Source organism: Pseudomonas sp. 3B-A001-10F, assembly GCF_056313565.1.
Genome location: NZ_JBQYFW010000031.1, coordinates 34,682 through 59,855, shown reverse-complemented (window position 1 = coordinate 59,855; position 25,174 = coordinate 34,682). Strand labels below are relative to the sequence as shown.

Genomic DNA, 25,174 nt, shown 5'->3' with positions numbered 1-25,174 from the left:
ATCATCCACCATGCACCCCACCCGCCTCACGCCACTGGCCCGCAGCCTGCGCAATCTCGTCCTCGGCGCCAGTCTGAGTTTCAGCGCCCTGCCCGCCGCACTGGCCGCTGAAGCCAAGGCTTATCACATCGCGCCGTCGTCACTGGAAAACGCCCTCAACCAGTTTGGCCGTGAAGCGGGCGTGCTGATTTCGTTTGGTTCGCAAGTCACCAGCGGCGTGCAAAGCCGTGGCCTGGAAGGCAGTTACACCGCAGAACAAGGTTTGAACGCATTGCTCGAAGGCAGCGGTCTGCAAGCACGCGCCGAGGGCAACAATGCGTTCAGCCTGCAACCGGTGGCGGATGCCGCGCTAGAGCTGGACACCTCGACTGTCGTCGGCGACTGGCTCGGCGATGCTGCGCAGATCAATGTGTTCGAACATCCCGGTGCGCGCGATGTGATCCGCCGCGAAGAGTTCGAGCGTCAGGGCGCGACGCAGGCGCGCGATGTGCTCAACCGCATCCCCGGCGTCAACGCCCCGGAAAACAACGGCACCGGCAGCCACGACATGGCGCTGAACTTCGGCATTCGTGGTTTGAATCCGCGACTGGCCGCGCGCTCGACCGTGTTGATGGATGGCATCCCGGTGCCGTTCGCGCCTTACGGTCAGCCACAACTGTCGTTCGCGCCGATCAGCATGGGCAACATGGATGCCGTGGACGTCGTGCGTGGCGGCGGCGCCGTGCGTTACGGCCCGCAAAACGTCGGCGGCGTGGTCAACTTCGTCACCCGGGCGATTCCTGACGAGCCAACGGTCAAGGGCGGCTTCCAGACGGAAACCAGCCCATCGTCGAGCCACGACGGCTTCAAGACCAGCGCCAACCTGCTGGCCGGCGGCACTAACGCCAATGGCCTCGGCGGTGCGTTGCTCTACTCCGGGACGCGCGGCGGCGACTGGCGCGAACACAGCGACACTGAAATCGACGACCTGATCCTCAAGGGCAAATATCAGCTCGACGAAGCCAATAGCTTCAACGCCATGGCCCAGTATTACGAAGGCAAGGCTGACATGCCCGGCGGTCTGAACGTGGCCGATTACGACGCCGATCCGTATCAATCGACGCGCCCGAAGGACCAGTTCTGGGGCCGTCGCACGATGTTCAATTTCGGCTATCGCTATCAGGAAGATCGCCGCGAATTCACTGCCAACACGTTCTTCACCAAGACCTTGCGCAGCGGTTATCTCGATCAGGGCACCTTCCTCTCGCTGTCACCGCGCGAGTATTGGGTGCGTGGCCTGGAAACCCGATTCGCCCAAGGTTTCGACCTCGGCCCGACCAGCCATGAAGTCGGCGTCGGCTATCGCTACATCAACGAGGCCGGTCACGAACTGCGCTATCGCACACCGATCAGCAGCAACCAATACCCGACCACCGCCAGCCGCAACGACCGCGACACCCGTGGCGGCACCGAGGCCAATGCGTTCTTCGTCGACGACCGCATCGACATCGGCAAATGGACGATCACCCCGGGCGTGCGCTACGAGATGATCGAGTCGCAGCAGACCAACAACCTGACCAACGTCAAATACAAGGGCGACTACAACACCGCACTGCCAGCGTTGAACGTGCTCTATCACCTGACCGACAGCTGGAACCTCTACGCCAACACCGAAGGCTCCTTCGGCAGTGTGCAATACAGCCAGATGCCCAACCGGGTGACCAGCGGCGAAGTAAAACCGGAGAAGGCGCGTACGTGGGAACTCGGCACGCGCTATGACAACGGCGCGTTGCGCGCGGAGATCGGCGCGTTCCTGATCAACTTCGACAACCAGTACGAAAGCAATCAGACCAACGACTCGGTGATCGCCCGAGGCGAAACCCGTCATCAAGGGATCGAAACCAGCGTCAATTACGCGCTGGATGACTTGAGCCCGGCGCTGGCCGGTTTCGATGTCTACGCCACTTACGCTTATGTTGACGCGACTATCCGCGAAGACGGACCGAACAAGGGCAACCGCGTGCCGTTCTCGTCGAAACACAAAGGCACGATTGGTGTGGGTTACAGCGAAGGACCGTGGAAGCTTAATCTCGACAGCAGCTTCCAGAGCGACCAGTTCGCCGACAACGCCAACACCTCGAAGGAAAGTGCTGATGGCAGCACTGGCAAGATCCCCGGTTACATGCTGTTCAGCAGCCGCGCCGGGTATGACTTCGGTCCGCAGTTGTCGGACTTGAATGTGGCGGTGGGCGTGAAGAACATTTTCAACACGCAGTACTTCACGCGCTCGTTTGATGACAACAACAAGGGCAAGTATGTGGGTGAGCCGCGTACGGTTTATGTGCAGACTTCTGTGGCGTTCTGAGGATTGAGAAGCCCTCATCGGAACGCCGCCCGCCTAGCCCTCTCCCTGAGGGAGAGGGAACTGATCGGGGAATTCTTGAGAAATACACCGACCTGAAAGTGCTGTGCAGAATCCATAATCGACTCGGCATTTCAGGTCGATGTATCACGTAACACAACTCGGTCGGCCCCCTCTCCCTCCGGGAGAGGGCTGGGGTGAGGGGAATGGGCTACAGTGAAATATCAAACCAACTTCACAAGGATCGTGAAGCATGCAAACTCGCCCCACCCTCGCCCAATTCGCCCGCCAGTTACGCGTCAACCAAACCGACTGTGAACACCTGCTCTGGCAAAAACTCCGCTCCCGCCAGATCGCCAATCTGAAATTTCGTCGGCAGTTTCCCTGTCCGCCTTACGTGCTGGATTTTTATTGTGATGAGCTGAAGTTGGCGATTGAACTGGATGGTGGTCAGCACTTTGAAACGCCGGGATTGATATACGACCAGCGCCGAACAAACCATCTGTACCAGCGAGGCATTCAAGTCATACGTTTCAACAACCTGGAAATACTTCAGCAGATGGATGACGTGCTGGAGCAGATCATAAGAATTGCGGCGAATCGAAAAATGCCCTCACCCTAACCCTCTCCCAGAGGGAGAGGGAACTGATAGCGGGATGCTTCAGAAATTCATCGACCTGAAAGAACTGTGTCGAATCCATAATCAACGTAGTTTTTCAGGTCGACGTACCTCTTCAGACACCTCGGTCGGCTCCCTCTCCCTCCGGGAGAGGGCTGGGGTGAGGGGCTTTTCTGCTACAAACAAAAAACGGGCCTGCATTCGCAGGCCCGTTCTCATTGGCTGGCTTATAAAATCAGCGCATCAACTGTTGATCGCTGCCTGTTCGTTCTCGTCAAACTCTTCCGCCAGCAGTTTGTCATTGGCTTTGCCGTCGATTGGCACCACAGCGGCACGTGGCTTACCTCGCAGTTTGCCGAAAAGATGCTCCAGGGCGTGCTCGAGTTTTTCGGCAGCGCCGTCGATTGCCTGTTCCAGCGAATCGGCCTTGTGGGTCACGGAAATCGGTTGATGGCCTTTTGGCCGCGCTTCCAGTTGGCAGCGCAAGTCATGGGGACCTGGTTTGTCACCGTTCTCGTCGCTCAGGTGGACTTCGACACGGGTCAGGTCCTCTTCATAACGTTCGAGCGTGCTCTCAATGGTTGTACGTACCCACTCCTCCAGTCGTTGACTACTTTGAATATGGTTATCGCTGTTGACTTGGATTTGCATAGTTCATCCCTTATTTCAGCTAGCTCGTGAGAGGCCTTGAGTTGAATTTCCTGACCTCCTGGTTACAACAATCGGCCCGACTGCCGAACATTTCAACCCCTGAAAAAAGATAAATATTCATTCGCAAAAAAAGCCGGACAACCGGGCAAAGCACTGGTAAGGTCGGGAGTTGGGTCGCTTGGCAATGTTGCAAAATTTGCTCACAACTGCCCGTCGTTCAACGGGTGCAAACTGCGAAATATCCCCGCCTCCTCGACCAGCCAATCATGCACCGCACGCACACCCGGATGGCTTAAAGCCCCCGGCGCATAGAGCAACACATAGCGTTTGTGATTAGGCACCGACAGGCCAAACGGCACAATCAACGTCCCTCGCTCCAATTCATCGTTAAGCAAGGTGCGGCGGGCAATCGCCACGCCCATGCCGGCAATCGCCGCTTCGATGGTCAGATGATTGCGATTGAAGGTATGCCCACGCCGTACGTCGGCGCCCTCAAAACCAATCGCGTTCAAATAAAATTCCCATTCTGCGTATTCATAACTGCCACGCCACGCGGTGATGTCGTGCAGTACCGGGAAATGCACCAGATCCGCCGGCCCGTGCAACGGTGGTCGCCCGCGCAACAGGCTCGGTGCGCACACCGGGAAAATCTGCTCGTCGAGCAAGGCTGTGGATAACAATCCCGGGTAACTGCCGTCGTTCAAATCGATCGCCAGATCAAAATCGCCTTCGTGCAAGGGCACGCTGCTGTCCTCTGCCACCAAGCGCAACTGAATGTCCGGATAGCGCTGCTGCAGGCGTGGCAAGCGCGGCGTCAGCCACTTGCTGAGGAACGACGGAATCGAGCGCACACGCAAAATCCCGCTGATCATCCCGGCGTCCAGTCGACGTAGTTCGGCATCAATGCTGCCATACGCCTCGTTGACCGTGATAGCCAGCCGCTGCCCCTCCGCACTCAGCTCCACACCACGCGCGCGCCGATGAAACAAACGGAAACCAAGTCGTTCTTCAAGTTGACGAATTTGCTGACTGACCGCCCCCGGGGTGATGTGCAGTTCTTCGGCACAACGTGTGAACGACAGGTGCCGTGCGGCACAGGAAAACACCTGCAGCCAGACATAGGTCTGGGCATGCAATTGACGGCTCATCGTTTAGTCCTGCTAAAGGCTTACTTAGGAAGTTTCGTTAGTCACGTTGGACCGAGGTAGGCAGTATCGCCGACATTGCGCTTGTCCTACAAAAAATGGCAGCGATTCCTACTCCATTGCTTGTAAGGGTTTAGCATGGCTATCAGTGTTTTCGATCTATTCAAAGTCGGCATCGGCCCGTCCAGTTCCCACACCGTAGGCCCGATGCGCGCCGCCGCGACCTTCGCTCAGGCGCTGATTGATCAACGTTTGTTGAACGATGTGCGTCGTGTGGAAATCCGTTTATACGGCTCACTGTCGGCCACCGGCGTCGGGCACGCCACCGACCGCGCAACGGTGATGGGCCTGATGGGCGAATGGCCGGACAGCATCGATCCGGCGACCATCGATCCACGTATCCAGCAACTGCGCGAGACAGGCCAACTGTCCCTCGCCGGTCAGAGAGAAATTGCCTTCGACTGGCAACGTGATCTCCTGCTGCTGGACGAGAGCCTGCCCTACCACCCCAACGCCATGTCGCTGACGGCCTTTGGCGAAACGGCCGAGCTGTTCGAGCAGACCTATTACTCGGTTGGCGGCGGTTTCATCATCGAAGCGGAAGAAGCCGAGTCCGGTGTCGCCCCGGCGAGTGAAGTGGTGTTGCCGTACGATTTCTCCAGCGCCGCCGAACTGCTATCGCTGTGCAAACAGCACAACCTGCGCGTGTCCGAACTGATGATGGCCAACGAACGCGCGTGGCGCACTGACGCGGAAATCCGCCAGGGCCTGCTGCACATTTGGTCGGTGATGCGCGAATGCGTCGAACAAGGCCTGCGCCACGAGGGGATTCTGCCCGGTGGTCTGAACGTGCCGCGCCGCGCCGCGAAATTGCATCGCAGCCTGTTGGAGATCGGCAAGCCGAACGTGATCAGTTCCACTCTGTCGGCAATGGAGTGGGTCAACCTGTTCGCCCTCGCCGTCAACGAAGAGAACGCCGCCGGCGGGCGCATGGTCACCGCACCGACCAACGGTGCAGCCGGAATCATCCCGGCCGTTCTGCACTACTACATGAAATTCAATCCGGACGCGTCTGACGATGATGTCGTCGCTTTCTTTCTGGGCGCGGCGGCTGTCGGCATTTTGTGTAAGAAAAATGCTTCGATCTCCGGCGCTGAAGTGGGCTGCCAGGGCGAAGTCGGTTCGGCCTGTGCGATGGCCGCTGCTGGCTTGGCCGACGTGCTCGGTGCCACCCCGGAACAACTGGAGAACGCCGCCGAAATCGGCCTGGAACACAACCTTGGCCTGACCTGCGACCCGGTCGGCGGCCTCGTGCAGGTGCCGTGCATCGAGCGCAATGCCATCGCCGCCGTGAAAGCGATCAACGCCACGCAAATGGCCCTGCGCGGCGACGGCAAACACTTCATTTCCCTCGACCGGGTGATCCGCACCATGCGCGATACCGGCGCCGACATGCACGACAAATACAAAGAGACTTCACGGGGCGGCCTGGCTGTGAACTGGGTGGAATGCTGAGGCCCATTCCCTGACCGCCCCGGCAGGCCGCACGAAGCCGCCTGCCAACCGTGAGCCCGAGCAAAAATAATAACGAGGCGATACCGATGACCGATGTACGTACACCTGCTGCCGAAAATCCCGCTGTAGACCGCACACGCAATGCAGAAACGGCCCACAAGGGCTGGAACAAATTCGACACCACCTGGATGCTCGGTCTGTACGGCACTGCGATCGGTGCTGGCACCTTGTTCCTGCCGATCAATGCCGGTGTCGGCGGTTTCTGGCCTTTGCTGATTCTCGCCGTACTGGCTTTCCCGATGACGTTTTTTGCCCACCGTGGGCTGACCCGTTTCGTGTTGTCCGGCCGCTCCGGGGACATCACCGAAGTGGTCGAAGAACACTTCGGCATCGGTGCCGGCAAGCTGATCACGCTCCTGTATTTCTTCGCGATCTTCCCGATTCTGCTGGTGTACAGCGTGGCGCTGACCAACACCCTGAGCAGTTTCCTCGAACACCAATTGCACATCGCTCCGCCACCACGGGCGATCCTCTCGCTGGTGTTGATCCTCGGTTTGATGGCGATTGTGCGCTGTGGTCAAAGCGTCATCGTCAAAGCCATGAGCGTGCTGGTTTATCCATTTGTTGCCGCATTGCTGCTACTGGCGCTCAGCCTGATTCCAAACTGGAACGGTGCGTTTTTTGCCAGTGCCCAAGAAGCCATGCCAATGTCCGCTTTCTTCAAGACAATGTGGCTGGCGATTCCGGTGATGGTGTTTTCGTTCAACCATTCGCCGATCATTTCCGCGTTCGCGGTGGAGCAGAAACAGCGCTACGGCGAGCAGGCCGAACGCAAGAGCAGCGGCATCCTCGCCATGGCTCACGGCATGATGGTCGTCACGGTGATGTTCTTCTGCTTCAGCTGTGTGCTGGCGCTGTCGCCGGCGGATCTGGCAGCGGCCAAGGCGCAGAACATTTCGATCCTGTCGTACCTGGCCAACCACTTCCAGACCCCGGTCATCGCTTACGCTGCGCCGCTGATTGCGCTGGTGGCGATCACCAAATCCTTCCTCGGCCACTACATCGGCGCCAGTGAAGGCTTCCAGGGCATGATCGTGAAAAGCCTGCGCAGCCGTGGCCGGGTGATGTCAGCGAGCTGGCTGAACCGTGCGACCGCCGTGTTCATGATCCTCAGTTGCTGGGCCGTGGCAACGTTCAACCCGAGCATCCTCGGCATGATCGAAACCCTCGGCGGGCCGGTGATTGCCTGCCTGTTGTTCCTGATGCCGATGTACGCCATCCGCCGCGTGCCGGCCTTGCGCCAGTATTCGGGCCAGGTGTCCAACGTGTTTGTGGTGCTGATCGGCCTGATTGCACTGTCAGCGATCATCTACTCGGTTCTGCCCTGAAAACGGGCCATTAAAAAAGGCGAGCCACGTGGCTCGCCTTTTTTATCCCCGTGTTCATTGTTCGACAATTTTCCCGGCACAGCCCTTGCTACATAGCTTTAGGAGCTGCCGCAGGCTGCGATCTTTTGCTCTTCGTGACCGAAATCAAAACACTGAAGAGCAAAAGATCGCAGCCTCGTTTCCTCGACAGCTCCTACATGAAGCAACAAATACAGGCCACGGAATGGCCGATGATCCGGTTGGGCGAACCAACCCGATCACGGCCGGTCAACAACTGCACGTTCAATCAGGCGGTGACGCATCATGGACAATCCTTTTCAGATCATTACCGATGCCTTTGCGCCGGACTATCAGATCAACCTGAGCATTCAAGGCCTGGACGGCAGCATCATGCTGACCCTGTCCAACAGCGGCCGGATCGTGGCCAAACGCATGATCAGCGCCGAGCAGCGCAACGACCCCGTGCGCCTCAAGCGCCTGGTGCAAAGCATCCAGTTCGGCATTGCCATCGAGCAAGGCCACAGCGCCATGGCAATCCTCGAAGCGATGACCAGCGGCGACGGGCTCACCCCGCCACCACCACGCATCATCGGCCAGCCCGGGCAAGCAGCCGGGCTTTAAAGCTCGCCCTTCTCGACTTCCGGATGCTCGCTGGAACCGGCGCCAAGTTTGCGCTGCGGTTTCTCGATCTTCACCGAAGGAAATTGTGACGAGGCGTAACGCACCACCAGAATCGAGAACGCCAGCAACAGAATGCCGCCGCACAGGTAGATGATGCCCATGTCCGGCGGATTGTGGTGCGAGACGTTGGAGATCAGCAAACGGGTCAGCGCGGTGATCGCCACGTAGATCAGGAAGCGCACCGGCATGTGGTTGGTCTTGAAGTAGATCCCGACCATTGCCCCCAATTCGAGATAGATGAACAGCAGCAGAATGTCATCGATCTTGATATGGCCTTCCTCGAGCATCCCGAGAAATTCCATCACCGCCGCCCATGCCGTCACCGCACCGATGGCGAACAACGCCAGATAGTGGAAGGTTTCGACGAACAGGTTGCCCAGGGACTCGGCCAGTTGATGCACGTTTTGCCGCAGTTTCTCGGCCCAGTTGATTTTCACGATGATGTTCCTTAGCTCGAATGCGAGCGGATGATGCGTGTTGGACGTGACGGTTTTCTGCACGTAACGGTTTTCATGCAGAAAAGAGGCCACGCCATCATGGCGAGCCGCCGCCAAACCCGCGCCGTGGCGTTTGGTCGCACCGCTGTGCTTTTGTGGGAGCGAGCCTGCTCGCGAATGCAGCGACACGGTCGCCTGACAAACCCGAAATCCGGTCTACATTGAAAAGCCACTACCCATGGCGCAGGGATTCGCTTATCCTTTTCGCTGTATATGGATACAGTAGTCGTCAAGACAACTTAATGTGAAGGCATGTGAGGTGGTGAATGGCCGTCGAAGTGGTATACCGCAGCAGCCGAGATCTGGAGCGCTTGTTCATGGATAAAGCCGAAGCTGACCGTCATGACAAAATGCTCGAACTGGCCGAATATCTGGCCGATGTCCTGCAAAAAGCCGTTCCGTCCCTGACTGAACAGCAAGTGGAAGAAGCCGGGATCTACATGGCGAAGAATCGCGATGTGTTCGCCCGGGCGTTCAAGAGCCAGCCGGATGCGTTGTCGGAGCTGATCAACGCACCGGCCGAACCGATGGAGAATGGTGAAGCGGCGGAAGCTGCTGAAGCGCCTGCGAAGCCAGCCAAAGTGGCGAAGGCTGCGAAGTAATCCAGCCCAAATTGAATAGGCCCTGAGTCGAATGGCTCAGGGCCTTTTTCATGCCTGTGAAACTCAGCGATACAAAACTTTCTCCGCCAACTCATCCGCCACTCGTGCCGGCGAACGTTTTTCCGCCTGCGCGTGGGCGAAGACTTCGGTCAGCCGTGAGCTGATTTTCGACAGATGCGCGGTAATCGTCGACAACTCTTCACCACGATGTTTCAGCGAGACGTAGATCAAGCCACCGGCATTGATCACGTAGTCTGGCGCATACAGAATCCCGCGCCGTTCCAGTTGATCGGCCACATCCAGATGTGTCAGCTGGTTATTGGCAGAGCCTGCCACTGCCGAACAGCGTAATTGCGTGACGGTATGGCTGTTCAAAACCCCGCCCAGACCGCACGGCGCGAGGATGTCACACGGCGTACTGAGCAACGCGTCGTTGGCGATCGGGTGAGCGTTGAGTTGTTCCATCGCCAGTTGCACCTTGCCGTGATCGATATCGCTGACCAGCAACTCAGCCCCGGCGGCATGGAGTTGTTCGGCCAAAGCAAAGCCGACATTGCCCAGGCCCTGAATCGCGATGCGCAAGCCTTCGAGGTTGTCGCTGCCCAGCCGCGCCATGGCCGTTGAGCGAATGCCGGCAAATACCCCCATCGCGGCATGCGGAGCGGGGTCGCCGGCCGAGGTGGTGCTGGTGACATGCTGAGTCTGTTGGGCGATGCAATCCATATCCGCCACCGAAGTGCCGCTGTCGATGGCGGTGATGTAGCGACCGTCGAGCTGTTCGATGCAACGGCCAAAAGCTTCGAACAGCGAGCCACGGTTTTCCACATGAGCCGGGCGCACGATCACTGCCACGCCTCCGCCCTGCGGCAGCCCCGCCAGCGCAGCCTTGTAGCTCATGCCCTGAGCGAGGCGAATGGCATCTTCGACGGCGGATTCGTCATTGGGATAGGCGAGATAACGACATCCGCCCAAGGCTGGCCCGAGGCGACTGTTATGGATGGCAATGACCGCCTTCAACCCGGTGACCGGATCAACGCTAAGGTGCAGCGATTCCAGGCGAGTGCTTTGCATGAGCGCAAACATCGTTGGGCTCCCGAATCACTTCTTGTAGAACGCCAGTATAGGCCTGCGCCTGAAAATTGCTGGAGCGCGCCGGAATAAGCGCCCGCGCCGACAACGGTTTTGCGGCATAACCCGACACCTGCGCAGCAGGGGACTGGACGAATCTTGCGGGCGGGGCTAAAACGAGGCATTCCCCGGAGATTTCGATGAGTGCGCGTCAACGTTTTTTCGAATGCCTGCACCGTTCACCGCCCGCGCTGTTCGAAGCCGCGCTGTGGATGGCGGCCGAGCATGAAAAAGCGGTCGATCCCGACGCGCTGTTACAAGAATTCAAAGACCTGCAACAACGAGTCAGTTACGGCTTGCCGATGTTGCCGGTCAGTGAACTGGCGCAGCCCCTGTTGCGCCGCATGACTGATCTGGGCTTTGCCCAGGACCACTTCCTGCCGCTGCGCCCGCAAGCGGCGCTGTTGCACAAAGTGTTGCAGACCCGTCGCGGCCAGCCGTTGGCACTGGCGCTGATTGCCCTGGAGCTGGCGCGTGGCCTGGAGATTCCGCTGGTCGGGGTCAACTTCCCCGGACACTTCCTGTTGCGGGTGCCCGGCGCTGATCACTTGCTGGATCCGTGCGGTGGCCGGCGTTTGTACCCAAACGATTGTCGCGAACTGTTGCAGCGCCAGTACGGGCCGAACATGAAGCTGACCGCCGAGCATCTGCTGACCGCCAGCCCCAAGCAGATGCTCCAGCGCCTGTCGCGCAACCTGCGCCAGCTGCACCTGACTCATGATGATTTTATCGCCGCGCTGATCGACGCCGAACGCGTGCTCGAACTGGGTGACGCTGGCGCCGTCGATTACCTGGCACGGGCCAGTCTTTATCAGCGGCTCGACTGCCCGAATGCCGAGCGCTTTGATTTGGAGCATGCGCTGATGCTCAGCGACGACCCGATTCAGCGCCTGCGCCTGACTGAACGCCTCAGCCACCTGCCGCCCAACTCCGTCGTCCACTGAATACGCTCGCGATGGCTGTGTGTCAGGCAACGAATGTAGTGACAGAAACACGGCCTTCGCGAGCAAGCTCGCTCCCACAGGTTTGGTGTGGACCTAAATTATCGGCTCGGCACACATCACTGTGGGAGCGAGCTTGCTCGCGAAGCAGGCGGCTCGGTCTTTCAGTTAAACCGCGTTATCGTTCTTCGCTAGCAGGCTAGCTCCCACAGGAGATTGCACTGTGTCGGTGGGCGAACGCACCTGAATAATCAGCAACGCGGCGATGACCGCCGGAATCGCACAGAAGAAGAAAATCTGCGCCACTGGAATATGCATCGCCAACAACAGGCTGCCGAACAGCGGCCCGAGAATCGAACCGAAACGCCCCACGCCCAATGCCCAACCGGTGCCGGTCGCACGCACATGCGCCGGATAGAAATTGCTGGCAAACGCATTCAGCGTCAGTTGCCCGCCAATGATGCAGAACCCGGCGGCGAACACGCAGGCGACCAGATATCGCGGATTGTCGTGATTAAGCCCCAGCAGGATCGTGCACAGCGCCGCCCCTGCCAATACCGCTGACAACAACCGCACCTTGCGTTTCAAGCGGTCAGCGAACCAGGCCATGCAAATCGCGCCCAAGGTGCCGGCGAACAGGAACATCGACGTCACCAGATTGGCTTCGTTGAGTTTCAGGCCGCTTTCCAGGAGCAGCGTCGGCAGCCAGCTGATCATGAAATACAACAGAATCAGGCTGACGAAAAACGTTGCCCAGATCAGCAATGTCGGTCGCGCGTAGCCATTACGGAACAACTCGACCACCGTCAGTTTGCTGCCCTGCTCCCGCTCGTTCTGTTCGAGGCTGGCAACGGGCGGTTGCCAATCCGGCAACATCCGCGCGGTGACTTTGCGCAGTCGCGCATACGGTGGCGCATCACGCAGCAAACGCGGCAACGACTCCGGCAGCATCCACCAGAGAAACGGAAACAGCAGCAACGGCGTGACGCCACCGGCGAGGAACACCGCTTGCCAACCGAATTGGTCGATGAAGCCTGCCGCGACGAAACCACCGGCTGCGCCACCGAACGAGAAGCCACAGGCCGCCAGCGTCACCATCAAGGTGCGCAGGCGCGGTGGCGAATATTCCGACATCAACGCCATAGCACTGGGCATCGCCCCGCCCATGCCGATGCCGCAGATAAAGCGCGCGATCATCAACGTATTGAGCGAGTCTGCGAAGACCATCAGCACGGTCAGCGTGGCGTAGATCAGTACGCAAGCGAGCAGAATCCGTCGTACGCCAAAGCGGTCAGCCAGCGGCGTAACCGCCAGTGAACCAAGGGTGAGGCCGAGCAGGTTGGCACTGAAAACAGGCCCGAATGCAGACTTTTCCAGACCCCAATCCTGCGCCAAAGCAGGTACCACGTAACCGAGCACCTGGGCGTCATAGCCATCGGTGACCAGCAGCAAGGCGAGCAGGATCAAGAGCAACCACTGATAACGGGACACAGGACGGGCGTCGAGTGCCGCCCGGAAGCTGGCAATCTGGTTGTGCATCGCAAGGTACCTGTTTTGTTTTTATGATTATGTGAACGGCAATATTCCCTTGCCGGATCGTTCCCACGCAGAGCGTGGGAACGATCAGTTACAGGGGAATTACGGGGTATCGGGTTGGTTGGCAGGATGAGCCTTGATGAACGCCGAATGTTCAGCCGCCAGCGCCGCCACACGGCGAATTTTCGGATACGCCTCCAACGAGACATTGAACCGCTCCGCTGCATACAACTGCGGAATCAGGTACACATCGGCCACGCACGGCCACTCGCCGAAACAGAAGCCCTCGTCGCCAATCAATTGCTCCACCGTCGCCAGCCCTTGGCTGATCCAGTGACTGATCCATTCCACTACCTGCGGCTCGTCGTGCCCCGACTGGCGCAGGCGATTGAGCACGCTGACGTTGTGCAGCGGATGCACATCGCAACCGATCACCGCCGCCACACCGCGCACCTGCGCGCGGGCGAACAAATCTTCCGGCAGCAACGGCACCTGTGGATAACGTTCTTCCAGGTACTCGATGATGGCCGGCGATTGAATCAGCAAACCGCCTTCATCAGTGCGCAGGGCCGGCACCCGCCCCTGTGGATTGATCGCCAGATACGCCGCTTGCCGATGCTCACCGCCGGGTGGCGCGATCAGATTGACCGGCAGCGCCTGATAGTCGAGACCCTTCAGCGCCAGCGCGATTCGCACGCGGTACGACGAGGTCGAACGGTAATAGGTATAGAGATCCATAACCCGCTCCTGTCAGCGTGCCGCCAGCACTTTGCCGCGGCATTCGCCGAAGCCGATCGAGGCAAAACCGTCGCGAGCGCAACGTGCGCGCAGGATGATTTCGTCGCCATCTTCAAGGAACTTACGCACTTCTCCAGAAGCCAGCTCGATCGGTTTTTTACCGCCCTCGGTGATTTCCAGCAGGCTACCGAACTGACCGCTCTGCGGGCCGGACAACGTGCCCGAACCGAACAGGTCACCGGCCTGCAACTGGCACCCGTTGACGCTGTGGTGCGCGACCATTTGCGCGACGGTCCAGTACATGTAGCGGGTGTTGCTCAGGGTCAGGCGATGGGCCGGCAGGTTCTGCTCGCGCATGGCTTCGGTGAGCAGCAAAACTTCCAGTTCGATGTCGAAGGCACCGCCGTCCTGATCGCGTTTATCGAACAGGTACGGCAGCGGCTGCGGATCACCTTCAGGACGCTTCGGCTGCGCGGTGCGGAACGGTTCCAGCGCTTCGGCGGTGACCACCCACGGCGAGACGCTGGTGATGAAACTCTTCGACAGGAACGGCCCCAGTGGCTGGTATTCCCAGGCCTGAATATCGCGCGCCGACCAGTCGTTGAGCAGGCAGAAACCGGCAATGTGATCAGCCGCGTCACCGATGGCGATCGAGTCACCCATCTCGTTGCCTTGACCGATCCAGATGCCCAGTTCCAGCTCATAGTCCAGGCGCGCGCACGGGCCAAACACAGGCTCGGTCTGACCGGCCGGTAGCGTCTGGCCTTTAGGGCGACGCACATCGGTACCGGAAGCACGCACGGTGGAGGCGCGACCGTGATAACCGATCGGCACATGCTTGTAGTTCGGCAGCAGCGGGTTATCCGGGCGGAACAGTTTGCCGACGTTCTGCGCGTGCTCGATGCCGACGTAGAAGTCGGTGTAATCGCTGATGCGTGCCGGCAGATGCAACTGGCAATCGGCGGCCAGGGGCAGCAGTTTCGCGCCTTGGGCTTCGATGTTGCCGCGGTGCGTGCTGCCTTCGCTGAACAGTTCCAGCAGACGGGTGCGCAGTGCCACACGCCCCTCACGACCGAGTTCGAAGAATGCGTTCAACTGGCCGCCGTGCATGGCTTCGACAGCGCTGCGCGCGACACCGTCGAACAGCCCGGCTTCCAGTGCTACTTGCAGATCGAAGATATGGTCGCCAATCGCCACGCCAGCGCGCGGCATCGCACCGTTACTGCTGAACACACCCAGCGGCAGGTTCTGCAGCGGGAAATCAGCGTGGCCGTTGGCCGAGGCAACCCAACTGCGGGTGATGGAATTCTGCGTCATGGGTTATCTCCGGGTCGGGTCGAACGTGGCGGGCAAAGTGGCCCAGCAGGCGTCATAAGTGGATTGCAGTTGCGGACAGTCGAGGGCGAAGCGGCTTGGGCGCAGCACCTGACTGGTCTCGAACATGAAGGCCATGGTGTTGTCGATTTTTGCCGGTTTGAGTTCGGCGTTGATCGCTTTGGTGCAGGTCTCGCCATCAGGGCCGTGGGCACTCATGCAGCTGTGCAGCGAGGCACCGCCGGGCACAAAACCTTCGGCCTTGGCGTCGTACTCGCCCTGGATCAGGCCCATGAATTCATTCATCAGGTTGCGGTGAAACCACGGCGGACGGAAGGTGTTCTCGGCGACCATCCAGCGCGGCGGGAAGATCACGAAGTCGAGGTTGGCCAGACCGTGCACGCTGGTCGGCGAAGTCAGCACGGTGAAGATCGACGGATCCGGGTGATCGAAGCTGACGGTGCCGATGGTGTTGAACCGGCGCAGGTCGTATTTGTACGGCACGTTATTGCCGTGCCAGGCGACCACGTTCAGCGGCGAGTGATTGAGCTCGGTGGCCCACAACTGACCGAGGAATTTCTGCACCAGCGTGGTCGGTTGCTGAAGGTTCTCGTAAGCGGCGACCGGGGTCAGGAAGTCACGCGGGTTGGCCAGACCGTTGCTGCCGATCGGTCCCAGATCCGGCAGACGCAGCGGCGCGCCGTGGTTCTCGGCAACATAGCCGCGCGCTTGTGGGTCGAGCAATTCAACACGGAATTTCAGGCCGCGCGGCAGCACGGCGATTTCCAGCGGCGCGACTTCCAGCACACCCAATTCGGTGGCGATGCGCAGACGGCCGAGTTGCGGCACCAGCAGCAGTTCGCCGTCGGCGTTGAAGAACACCCGCTCCATCGAGCGGTTGGCAACATAGTTGTAGATGCTGATGCCGGCCGGTTTCTCTGCACCCGCGTTAGCGGCCATGCTCACCAGTCCATCGATGAAATCGGTCGGCTCGGCCGGGATCTCCAGCGGGTTCCAGCGCAGGCGATTGGGCGTCACTTCACCCAACGGGCCACCGGCCAGTTGCCGCTCCAGTTTGACGAAGGCCGGGTGATTGGCCGACGGCTGAATCCGGTACATCCAGGTGCGCCGCGCTTCACTGCGGGTCATGGTGAATGCTGTGCCGGAAAACAATTCGGTGTAGAGGCCGTAGGGGGCTTTTTGCGGGGAGTTCTGGCCAACGGGCAGCGCACCGGGCAACGCTTCAGAGCTGAATTCGTTGCCGAAACCGGACTGATACGCCAGCGCCTGGGCGGTTGAATCGAGGTTCATGGAGCCTCCTGAACAGGGAGTCGGCAGTGGCCCATCGCTCTGGCTCAGAGGTTTCGGCACGCCGGGGTTGTTATTATCGTAATTCGATTACGCATAACGTAATTTGCTCGCTATCCAGCGTCAAGCTATAAAGACGCCCATTCGTTTCGGAACCCGGCCGCACCATGGAAAAAACCAGCGACAGCAACGGCAAACAGAAAGTCCGCTCCGCCGAAGTCGGCACCGACATCCTCAAGGCTCTGGCCGAGTTGTCGCCGTCCACTTCGTTGTCGCGTCTGGCCGAACATGTGCAGATGCCGGCGAGCAAGGTTCATCGCTATCTGCAAGCGTTGATCGCTTCAGGATTCGCCGAGCAGAACACCGCTACCAACCATTACGGGCTCGGCCGCGAAGCCTTGCGTGTAGGCCTGGCCGCACTCAACAGTATGGACGTGCTGAAAGTCGCCGCCCTGCCGTTGGCCGAATTGCGCGACGAACTCAACGAAACCTGCTTTCTGGCGGTGTGGGGCAATCAGGGCGCGACCGTGGTGCATATCGAACCGGCGGTGCGCGCGGTGACGGTGGTGACGCAACTGGGTTCAGTGTTGCCACTGCTCAGTTCATCGACTGGACTGGTGTTCAGCGCCTACTTGCCCCATCGGGAAACCGATGAGTTGCGCGAGCAGGAAATTGCCGCTGTGGATCATCCATTGAAGGACGAAAAAACCTACGCAACCCTGTGCGAACAGATCCGCGAACGCGGTCTGCATCATGTGCATGGCCTGCTGATGCCGGGTGTGGATGCGTTGTCCGCCCCGGTGTTCAACGCCGTCGGCCAGGTCGCCGCCGTGTTGACCATCGTTGGCCCCACTTCATTGTTCCACGCCGACGAAAACGGCCCGGCGGCGCAGCGGTTGCTGGCGGCGACGCGGGCCGTGAGTTGGCGGATGGGTTATGAACCTCTGCAGGCCTGAACGGCGCCAATCGAGCGAGTAACGAGGGCCGTTACTCGCGCAGTTTCATCTGTCAGTTGAGCAGACGAGTGGTGCTGTTCACGACTGCAGGAGGTGCAGTGATTGCTGTCACGTAGTTGATGCTGACTTCAACACCGGTAACGCCTGCCATCACATCGGCGAAATCCCTGACGCTCGATAGCAGAGCAATCGGGTTCACGGGCGCGCCGATCGCCGCCACTTTGCCAACGTACAACAGAATCGCCCCTCGCCACGCCGATGCAAAGTGTGCGTTCGCAGCCTCATCCGAGCCCTGACTGGAAGCCACAATGCCCAGCACAACCGACTGAGTAATGCGCAGTACGGTCAGTGCCAGGCCAAGTGGCGCAATGAACATCGAAGCTACATCCAAGGCAAATTCGGCCAGTACCCTCACATCCTTCCACAGCGCTTCCAGATAACTGCTCGTCTGAAAATCCACATCAGCGACGAGTTGCCCGATTTTAGCCAGGTACTCCTGTTTGAAAGCCAGTACTGGATAACTGTTGGTCAATTCCGGATTGCTGGTCGCTACCGGATTCGAGTCCCAGTAGGTGTCCAGGAGGTTTTTCACTGCCTGCTGATGTTCCAGACGAGCGAGGCTCAAGATCTTTTTGTTGAAGGTCACGCTTTTCAATCGACCAGCAAGTTCCTGGACAGGGAAGAAATCCTTGCCATCAGGCGTATCGGGAATATAGACAAAAAACTCATCACGCCCGCTGACTTTGCGCCCAAAAACGTAAGCCCCGACAAGGGCGCGTCCCCTGAGAGTGAACTCGTAAACGCCAATGCCCGGCATCCCACCCGTGGTGATGATGCCCTGACGAGGCAGATCGCGATCAAATCCGTTAATGAGTCCCTGCAACCAGCTGAATTGGTCGAGGGAGAGCTCGCCTTTGATTTTCTGAATCAACGCGGTCCGGAGCATTTCATTTTGTTTTGTTTTTCGATACAGACTTGCTTTCAAGTCAATGTCGGACGCATTGAGGAATTTATCTTTCAGATATTGAAGATACTTTTCACCGGGCCTCAGATCGATCAGATCATTGATAACTCTGGCATTCAGTTGGGCAATGGGCTGTCCGGTAAACGTCCAGAAGGTGGCCTGTCTGAGTTGCTCTCGCAAATTTTCAATCCCGGCCAATTGAGGGTTCACCCAGGTGAAAAATTTCTCGAACGCGCTTACGTCACTGCGCCATTTTTGCCACTGAATAAACAGATCGGTCAGGCTGATCTTCGAGTCTGCGTGAAATTTGACCCATACCTCGTCAGGGTTAATGTCCACAGCTGAACCTGTCCGGGCAAAATACTGCTTCAGCTCCTTCTTCACCAAATGGCAGGCAAACTGTTTGAACGGCTCGACCGCCAGCATTTCCCGGGAATGATGATGAATAGCCTTGAAATCAGCGTTCAGACGATTGAGCAGGTGCTGATCGTTCGAGCTGGCCTTTCTGTACCATTGAGGGGTGGCAGCCTCGGTTTGATCGATACTCCACAAGATGTGATTTTGAACGGCTCCGAACAAAGGCTCCGCTTCGGGTAAATCGACCAACTTAATCTTCGACCACCACCATTCATTCAGTACCTCAAATGGTTTTAGACTCAGATAATCTTTTTGCATCTGCGCACTGTCGCTGGCATGTGCCTGACTCAGCAAGTACGCCCAGGTTTCAGCCTTGGCCGCCCATTGCGCCAACTTTTGCTGCAGGCTTTTCAGGTCGGTGAACTCAAACCACTCCTGCCCGGCTGGCGAACCCGGTATATGCAGGACATGCGCGCTGCGATCGGCTGCCACACCTTTCCTGCGATAAACCAGCAAACCATTGAAAGGCTTGAACCAGTGTTTGAGCGCCACGCCCAGCGTTTCAATGGACGTATCGCCGAGGTTATAACCCATCACCAATTTATGAGCTGAAGGTCCCACGTGTTTCTGCAGGATCGCCGCGAACAGGGTCAGCGCTGTTTTACGGCTAAGGACCAATCGCAGCGACTCGGTAACTTCGGCTTGCGAATACAGAAGACGTTGAGCCGTGGTATAGGCAACACGAACGTCCAACGACTTGATGGCACGCAGGATGTTCGATGGACTCAACTTTGGCAGACTGGAGGGGACCTCCGGAACGATCTGATATTGACCTGCCAGATCATGAGCACCTTGCATAAAGGCCTGAGTCAGCGTTTTGCGCTCGGTGAGTTCCACCTTTTTTCCATCCGCCAGAGGCACGGTATGGGTGACTTTCACGAATACAGTGTCCGGGTCGATACGCTCATCTTTACCCGGCGATATGAAGTCCTCTACGGCCAACCGCGCGTAGTCTTTCAGCGAAGCAACTCCGTGAGTGACCTCATGAAGTTTTACTTCGGCTTCAAGCAGCTCTTTTTGCAGGGAAACATACACTTCCTGATTGACATCGGAAGTGCTTTTCAACCATTGCGGCCAAGCATTCCGCTCGACATGCTTAATCAGTTGTACCTGGCGTTTTCTGGCCTGACGATTCAAATCGGGCAACGATTGTGCGGCCTCTACGGCGACAACAATTTTATCAAACTCCGAGTCTGGCTTGCCGACGGACTCTAGATACCCAGTGATGTCGCTGTACATCGTCTGAATCCGCTTATCAACGAATCTCTCAAACAAATTCGCACGAACTTTCAAAAAACGAATAGCAGGGACGTAGGCGAACCCAACGCGTTCACTGAGCGACAGCGTTTGCAGAAACTCTTCCTGAGTTTCCGCGGAGCCCAGTCGGCTCAACAACGCTTGTTCAAGCTTCCAAATGGAAGAAAACAATTCGAGACCACGATTCGCGCAGTAGAGTACGACAGCGCCCTGCTCACCGGGAATCAACTGCTCATAGACAGGGGTTGTAAGGGGCAATACAAACATCGCGTTCTGCTCGATGTATTTGCCATTCTGACCTTCAATGAAAACCCCGTAACAAGTACCGGTCAGACTGGGTTGTACGGTCGTACTGATCAGCGCGCTTTGTTGCTGAGTGATGACGCCCTGAATCGCCAGCGCCTCCAGCTCACGAGCGAAAAGGCTAGCCTCGAGCACACCTAAAGCAGACTTTCGCGACAACTGAGGATAAGCCCCAGCTGCTTTTTGAACGGTCGGGTTTTCCCAGTACTGCCGCACAGCCGCCGTGTAATCAATCGCCAGTTTCTTCAGCAAATCTGCTACTGATTTTTCAATAGCCGAGATCGGGACTTGCGTAAGAATGTCTTCACGGCTGGTAAAATTCGGGTGATCGAAAACACCATAATCATTGACATCATAGTTTGGCGGCCGACCACTTTGCAGGCACTCAAGCGCGACATCCAGCAAACGTCCGACCGGCTGTTTATTTTTCGGTTTGGCGCCCGCCACGACATTGACGAACAGGCTGCTTAGCCGCACACCTTCGGAGATCTTCCATAACGCTTCACGCAAAGTGTCCTGCACCACCACTGAAAATGACGGAACACGCTTCAATTCCTGCGAGATACTTTCCAGGGCTTTCCCCACTTCACGCAGACTTTGGCTTTCGGCTTCTTTATTAATTTCCATAATGGAATCTCTATCAGCTTGATAATGACAAGTGAGCAATTACAACTTGTCTCGCCAAATCAAGCTAATTCAGATTCAGAGCAGAAAGATACCCACCACACTGTTTCCAACAGTGTTTAATTACAACACCAACAAACCCCCAAGTTACAACTACAAACACCTAACAACCTCACACCTACATCAAACCCAATGTTCTGGCCCTGGCCACCGCATGCGTTCTACGCATCACCCCCAATTTTATATAGATCCTTCGGACATGAGTTTTAACGGTATGCAATGAAAGGAAAAGTTTTTCTGCGATTTGTTGATTGGAATCACCTGCCGCAATCAACACCAAGACTTGTAACTCTCGCTGACTCAGTGAACTTTCAGCTTCAGGTTCGGCTACAACTTGCTGCTTTTCCTCCAGCACATTTGTCCGATCAAATATGTTCGGCGAGCGCAGGGTGACCTGGCGTATCAGCAATTGCGCCTCCGAGCGCCGGACGATCTTCAACGCGCACTCCACATGCTCAACCACCCGTAACGACTCGCTGTGCAGCAATGCCACTTCGGCGAGGGCAAAATGCAACTCCGCCTCAAGTGTCTGCGCCCCGCACTTGCGGGCTTTATCCAGCAACATCTGAAGTTGCTCCGGGAGATCACTACCGCGTTGCAAAGATGCTGTGGCCAATATCAGCAAATACTGGATACGCGCAATCAGTTGAACCGTCGCCGGAGGTGCCTGCAACGCGTTCGGCGGTTGATAGTGGCGCAGCACCCGGCTCAACGCCTCATGTGCCAACTGCGCCCGCCCCTGCTGCAGCCAGATCTGGCTACTGACCTGTAACAACACACCACGGTAAACCGTGTCTGGAATCCTGCGCTGCTGCATCAACCGCTCGGCCTCGTGCAAGCGCTCGAATGCTTGCGTGTATTCACAGTGGTTGGCCGCTATCTGCGCCAGCCCCAGATAGCCGAACAACACCCGTTTATCGTGACTGCGCAGACAATCCTCCAGGCCACGTTTGAACAGAACGGCGGCTTGTTCCTCCAGCCCCATGACCAACGCCAATCGACCACGACGCAGGGCGATACGACCGAGCAGCGGCGATGGCCGCTCAGCGCGCTGGCCAAGTAACTGCTCGATGCTCAGTAGCAGGTTGTCAGCGCGGGCTGGAGCACCACGCTGCTCAAGCAACTGCGCGTGATCAAGTTCCAGCAAGCCTTCAAACAGCAAGGAGCCTTGTGCCCGCGCCAGACACAACGCTTCGCGACTGATGGTGTGCGCTTGTTCGAGTTCATCGCAGAGCAAGGCTTGTTGAGTCAGCCCTGACAGGCACAGCAGCCTTGTGGCCCAGGCATCGCCATCGAGCGCTTCCAGAGCTTGCTGAAAGAGTTCTCGCGCAGGCGTCATACGCCCCTGCAAATGCATCAGCCAGCCTTGTTGTGCTTGCCAGCGTGCAATCAGTTGTCGTTCCAGTGCCGCCGAAGGTTGCGGCATGAACCTCGCCAGGTGCGCGATGCACTGCGTGGCCTGTTCAAAACGGCCGGCAAACAAAAGAGCTGCGGTAATCAGCCCAACCAATTGCGGTGATCCCAAAGTCACTCCTTCGCCCTGAGATTCATGCAGGCGCAACAACAGCACCACCGTTTGCTCTTCAAAAAGATGCTCGAAGTTGAAGTGCTGCAACAGACTCACTGCCGTTTCGAATTCCTCGGCAAGCAACGCCTGCTCGAAAGCCGAGCGCCAGTCCCCGGCAGCGGCGAACCATTGGCATGCCCGACGATGCCATGAGCGGGCCGCAGGCCAGCGCTCATCGCGCATCACTTGAGCCAAAGGTGCAAAGATCTGCAACCACTGGGACGAGTCATTCCATGGTTCGATGAAGCAACCCAGCGTTTGCAGGGTGCGCAGGTAGTCCGCGCCTTCTCCGGCACCGAACAAGTGCTCACACAACTCAGCATTGAAGCGCGGCAGATTCGCCAGTACCCGCCAGACCTCCGCCAACTCCGGCGTCAGGCCGCTGAACAATTCATGCTGCAAATAATCCAGCAGCGTTTCCACCCGTTGCTGCGGTTGGAGGGTCTGCGACCAGTCGCATTTTTGCAGCAGCGCCATGCGCACCCCGGCGCACCAGCCACCGGTTCGATGAACAATCCGCGCGACCACACTGGCAGCCTGCTCCGCGGACAGGTGTTTTAACGCCTGGGCGATTTCTTCCGGGGTCAGCGCCAGCGTCGCGCTTTCGCATTCAAACAATTCGTCGTCCAGCAGCAACCGTGGCCAATTGCACTGGGGGCGTCGACGCGCGCCGATCCACCAGATCAATGCCGGGCTGCTGAGCGCCAGCAAGCGGTCCAACAATGCATCGAGAGCCGGGTCGGGGAGCCGACAATAGTCGTCGATAAACAGCCAGGTGGGCGCTGACCAGCGTGCCAGTGCCGCCGCCAATTGCGCCTCATCCATTGCTGCCAGCCCCAATGCCAGACTCAGCCGCCGACAGAACTCCTCCGTACTCAACGACACGCCCATCAGTGGCAGCCAGAGCACTACACAGTGTGCCGGTGCCTGTGACAGGCATTCGGAGAGCAACGCGCTTTTGCCACTGCCGGGCGGCGCGCAGATCAGCCTGATCCGCGCCACCGATGTCAGTAGCGGCTCACTCAGTCGAGGCCGAAGTTGATGATGGGAAGAAAGTCTGGGCAAGAATCCGGGGCGATCCAGACAGGCAGTCATGGCGGTCATCGGGTGAGCCTTTTTATCGTTGTGCCCTCACCCTAGCCCTCTCCCCTGCACTTGTTGACGAGTATTCAGCGCGCTGATTGGTGTACATAAAAAAGGCGACCGAGCGGTCGCCTTTTGCCTCGCCTGTGTATCACAACCGTTACCGCACGCCCTCTGCGCGCAAGGCCGCTGGCGTGTAGTCGGCAGCCTTGGCTTCGAAGCCGAATTCGAAACTGTGCTTCTCTTCGTTCTTCATTCCCAGGGCAATGTAGCGACCGGCAATGATGTCGTAGAGCGCTTCGAGTGTGTAGGCCTGGGCCTGGTGATCGTAGTAATACTGAGCGTGACCTTCGGCGACACGCCACAGTTGCCCGCGACCGTCGTAGTGGTCCGCCAGCGCCACTTGCCAGCTGTCTTCATCGATGTACATGTGACGCTTGGCGTAGATGTGCCGCTCGCTCGGTTTGACCGTGCCGATCACTTCCCAGACGCGGTGCAGTTCGTAACGGGTCAGGTCCTGATTGATATGCCCGGCCTTGACGATGTCGTCGTACTTGAGCTTCGGCGAATCGAGTTTGTAGCTGTTGTACGGGATGTACATTTCCTTTTTGCCGACCAGTTTCCAGTCGTAGCGATCCGGAGCGCCGGAGAACATGTCGAAGTTGTCCGACGTGCGCAGGCCATCGGCGGCGGTGCCCGGGCCGTCATAGGCCACTTGCGGCGCCCGACGCACGCGGCGCTGGCCGGCATTGTAGATCCACGCCAGACGCGGTTCCTTCACCTGATCGAGGGTTTCGTGGACCAGCAGCACGTTACCGGCCAGACGTGCCGGCGCCGTTACCGACTGTTTGAAGAAAGTCAGCACGTTGGCGGCTTTTTCCGGATCGAGATCCTTCATCAGTTGCGGCACGGCGATCTCTTCTTCGAAGCGGATCGGCGTGTAGCTGCCGTTGGTCTGCGGGGTCACCTGGGTGATGATGCGCCGCAGGTTACCGCCGTGATACCGGGTGATGTGGTTCCACAACACCTCCACGCCAGTCTTCGGAATCGGGAAGGCGTAGTAGCGGTTGCCAGTGAAATTGGCCAGGCCATTACCATCGTTAATGCTGGTGACATTGAGCGCGCTGCGTTTGGCCGACTCATAGATTTCCGCTGGTACGGCGACCGTGCGGTGAGTCGGATAGACCGGGATCTTGTAGGTTTCCGGGTAGCGTTTGAACATCGCCACCTGCCCGTCCGAGAGCTTGTCCTTGTACTTGTCGACGTTGGCTGCAGTGATGGTGAACAGCGGTTTTTCATTGGCAAACGGGTCGGCGAGGAAGCCTTTGCTGTCCACCGCCCCGGCGTTTTTCGGGATGCCGCCGGTCCATGCCGGTATCGAACCGTCAGCATTGCCGGCCTTCTCGGCGCCGAGCGGCGTCAGGCTGGTGCCGAGTTTATTGGCCTCCTCCGGCGACACCGCAGCCATCACGTTGGCCGCCAGCAGACTCAGGGCCAGCACACCACATTGCAGAATCATTTTGTGCATTGCATTCATCC

The 25,174-nt window shown here is 58.2% G+C and carries 18 protein-coding genes and 1 pseudogene; 8 read left to right on the top strand and 11 right to left on the bottom strand.

Going from position 1 to position 25,174, the window contains the following annotated elements; translation table 11 throughout:
• Positions 1-10 precede the first annotated feature (10 nt).
• Positions 11-2,344: a TonB-dependent Fe(3+) dicitrate receptor FecA gene (fecA, locus tag AC0ZWN_RS23195; protein WP_116254639.1), complete on the top strand. Its 2,334-nt coding sequence runs from the start codon at positions 11-13 to the stop codon at positions 2,342-2,344.
• 250 nt (positions 2,345-2,594) lie between these two features.
• Positions 2,595-2,963, top strand: a complete 369-nt coding sequence (locus AC0ZWN_RS23190; RefSeq protein ID WP_476336675.1) for an endonuclease domain-containing protein — start codon at positions 2,595-2,597, stop codon at positions 2,961-2,963.
• 240 nt (positions 2,964-3,203) lie between these two features.
• On the opposite strand, the gene AC0ZWN_RS23185 is transcribed toward AC0ZWN_RS23190, so the two are convergent.
• Positions 3,204-3,611, bottom strand: coding sequence for an HPF/RaiA family ribosome-associated protein (locus AC0ZWN_RS23185; RefSeq protein WP_108226198.1), 408 nt, complete (start codon positions 3,609-3,611; stop codon positions 3,204-3,206).
• A gap of 200 nt (positions 3,612-3,811) precedes the next feature.
• A complete protein-coding gene (locus AC0ZWN_RS23180; protein WP_093436172.1) occupies positions 3,812-4,759 on the bottom strand; it encodes a LysR substrate-binding domain-containing protein in 948 nt (315 codons plus the stop codon).
• Positions 4,760-4,894: 135 nt separating this feature from the next.
• Here AC0ZWN_RS23180 and AC0ZWN_RS23175 point away from each other — a divergent pair, with 135 nt between their 5' ends.
• From AC0ZWN_RS23175 to AC0ZWN_RS23165, 3 genes are all read left to right on the top strand, one after another.
• Complete coding sequence (locus AC0ZWN_RS23175) at positions 4,895-6,271, top strand: L-serine ammonia-lyase (protein ID WP_460089907.1); 1,377 nt, start codon at positions 4,895-4,897, stop codon at positions 6,269-6,271.
• Between the two features lie 86 nt (positions 6,272-6,357).
• Positions 6,358-7,659: a serine/threonine transporter gene (locus AC0ZWN_RS23170; RefSeq protein ID WP_257357029.1), complete on the top strand. Its 1,302-nt coding sequence runs from the start codon at positions 6,358-6,360 to the stop codon at positions 7,657-7,659.
• Positions 7,660-7,962: 303 nt separating this feature from the next.
• Complete coding sequence (locus tag AC0ZWN_RS23165) at positions 7,963-8,280, top strand: DUF3509 domain-containing protein (protein ID WP_186624939.1); 318 nt, start codon at positions 7,963-7,965, stop codon at positions 8,278-8,280.
• Here the strand turns inward: AC0ZWN_RS23165 and AC0ZWN_RS23160 are convergent.
• A complete protein-coding gene (locus AC0ZWN_RS23160; protein WP_026000737.1) occupies positions 8,277-8,777 on the bottom strand; it encodes a phosphate-starvation-inducible protein PsiE in 501 nt (166 codons plus the stop codon). The genes AC0ZWN_RS23165 and AC0ZWN_RS23160 overlap by 4 nt on opposite strands.
• A gap of 326 nt (positions 8,778-9,103) precedes the next feature.
• Between AC0ZWN_RS23160 and AC0ZWN_RS23155 the strand changes: the two are divergent.
• Positions 9,104-9,358, top strand: a pseudogene (locus tag AC0ZWN_RS23155) (YebG family protein); the annotation flags it as partial.
• Between the two features lie 144 nt (positions 9,359-9,502).
• Here the strand turns inward: AC0ZWN_RS23155 and AC0ZWN_RS23150 are convergent.
• Positions 9,503-10,522, bottom strand: a complete 1,020-nt coding sequence (locus AC0ZWN_RS23150; protein WP_093436130.1) for a Leu/Phe/Val dehydrogenase — start codon at positions 10,520-10,522, stop codon at positions 9,503-9,505.
• 185 nt (positions 10,523-10,707) lie between these two features.
• On the opposite strand from AC0ZWN_RS23150, the gene AC0ZWN_RS23145 reads away from it, so the two are divergent.
• Positions 10,708-11,511, top strand: a complete 804-nt coding sequence (locus AC0ZWN_RS23145) for a SirB1 family protein (RefSeq protein WP_414926657.1) — start codon at positions 10,708-10,710, stop codon at positions 11,509-11,511.
• A gap of 165 nt (positions 11,512-11,676) precedes the next feature.
• Here the strand turns inward: AC0ZWN_RS23145 and AC0ZWN_RS23140 are convergent, their stop codons facing one another.
• The 4 genes from AC0ZWN_RS23140 to hmgA all read right to left on the bottom strand — a co-directional run bounded on the left by AC0ZWN_RS23140 (position 11,677) and on the right by hmgA (position 16,407).
• Positions 11,677-13,047 carry an MFS transporter gene (locus AC0ZWN_RS23140; RefSeq protein ID WP_476336670.1) on the bottom strand — a complete coding sequence of 457 codons (1,371 nt, stop codon included), beginning with the start codon at positions 13,045-13,047 and terminating at the stop codon, positions 11,677-11,679.
• Positions 13,048-13,146: 99 nt separating this feature from the next.
• On the bottom strand, positions 13,147-13,782 hold the full coding sequence (gene maiA, locus AC0ZWN_RS23135) for a maleylacetoacetate isomerase (protein WP_095125415.1): 636 nt from the start codon (positions 13,780-13,782) through the stop codon (positions 13,147-13,149).
• Positions 13,783-13,794: 12 nt separating this feature from the next.
• A complete protein-coding gene (gene fahA / locus AC0ZWN_RS23130) occupies positions 13,795-15,099 on the bottom strand; it encodes a fumarylacetoacetase (protein WP_116254644.1) in 1,305 nt (434 codons plus the stop codon).
• Between the two features lie 3 nt (positions 15,100-15,102).
• Positions 15,103-16,407, bottom strand: a complete 1,305-nt coding sequence (hmgA, locus tag AC0ZWN_RS23125) for a homogentisate 1,2-dioxygenase (protein WP_095049786.1) — start codon at positions 16,405-16,407, stop codon at positions 15,103-15,105.
• A 164-nt stretch (positions 16,408-16,571) separates the two neighbouring features.
• On the opposite strand from hmgA, the gene AC0ZWN_RS23120 reads away from it, so the two are divergent.
• Positions 16,572-17,360, top strand: coding sequence for an IclR family transcriptional regulator (locus AC0ZWN_RS23120; protein WP_095125413.1), 789 nt, complete (start codon positions 16,572-16,574; stop codon positions 17,358-17,360).
• Positions 17,361-17,412: 52 nt separating this feature from the next.
• On the opposite strand, the gene AC0ZWN_RS23115 is transcribed toward AC0ZWN_RS23120, so the two are convergent.
• The 3 genes from AC0ZWN_RS23115 to AC0ZWN_RS23105 all read right to left on the bottom strand — a co-directional run bounded on the left by AC0ZWN_RS23115 (position 17,413) and on the right by AC0ZWN_RS23105 (position 25,163).
• Positions 17,413-20,928 (bottom strand): dermonecrotic toxin domain-containing protein, encoded by a 3,516-nt coding sequence (locus AC0ZWN_RS23115; protein ID WP_476336666.1) that lies wholly within the window; start codon positions 20,926-20,928, stop codon positions 17,413-17,415.
• 175 nt (positions 20,929-21,103) lie between these two features.
• Positions 21,104-23,656, bottom strand: a complete 2,553-nt coding sequence (locus AC0ZWN_RS23110) for a LuxR C-terminal-related transcriptional regulator (RefSeq protein WP_476336664.1) — start codon at positions 23,654-23,656, stop codon at positions 21,104-21,106.
• Between the two features lie 139 nt (positions 23,657-23,795).
• Positions 23,796-25,163, bottom strand: a complete 1,368-nt coding sequence (locus tag AC0ZWN_RS23105; protein WP_476336662.1) for a DUF1329 domain-containing protein — start codon at positions 25,161-25,163, stop codon at positions 23,796-23,798.
• Between the last annotated feature and the right edge of the window lie 11 nt (positions 25,164-25,174).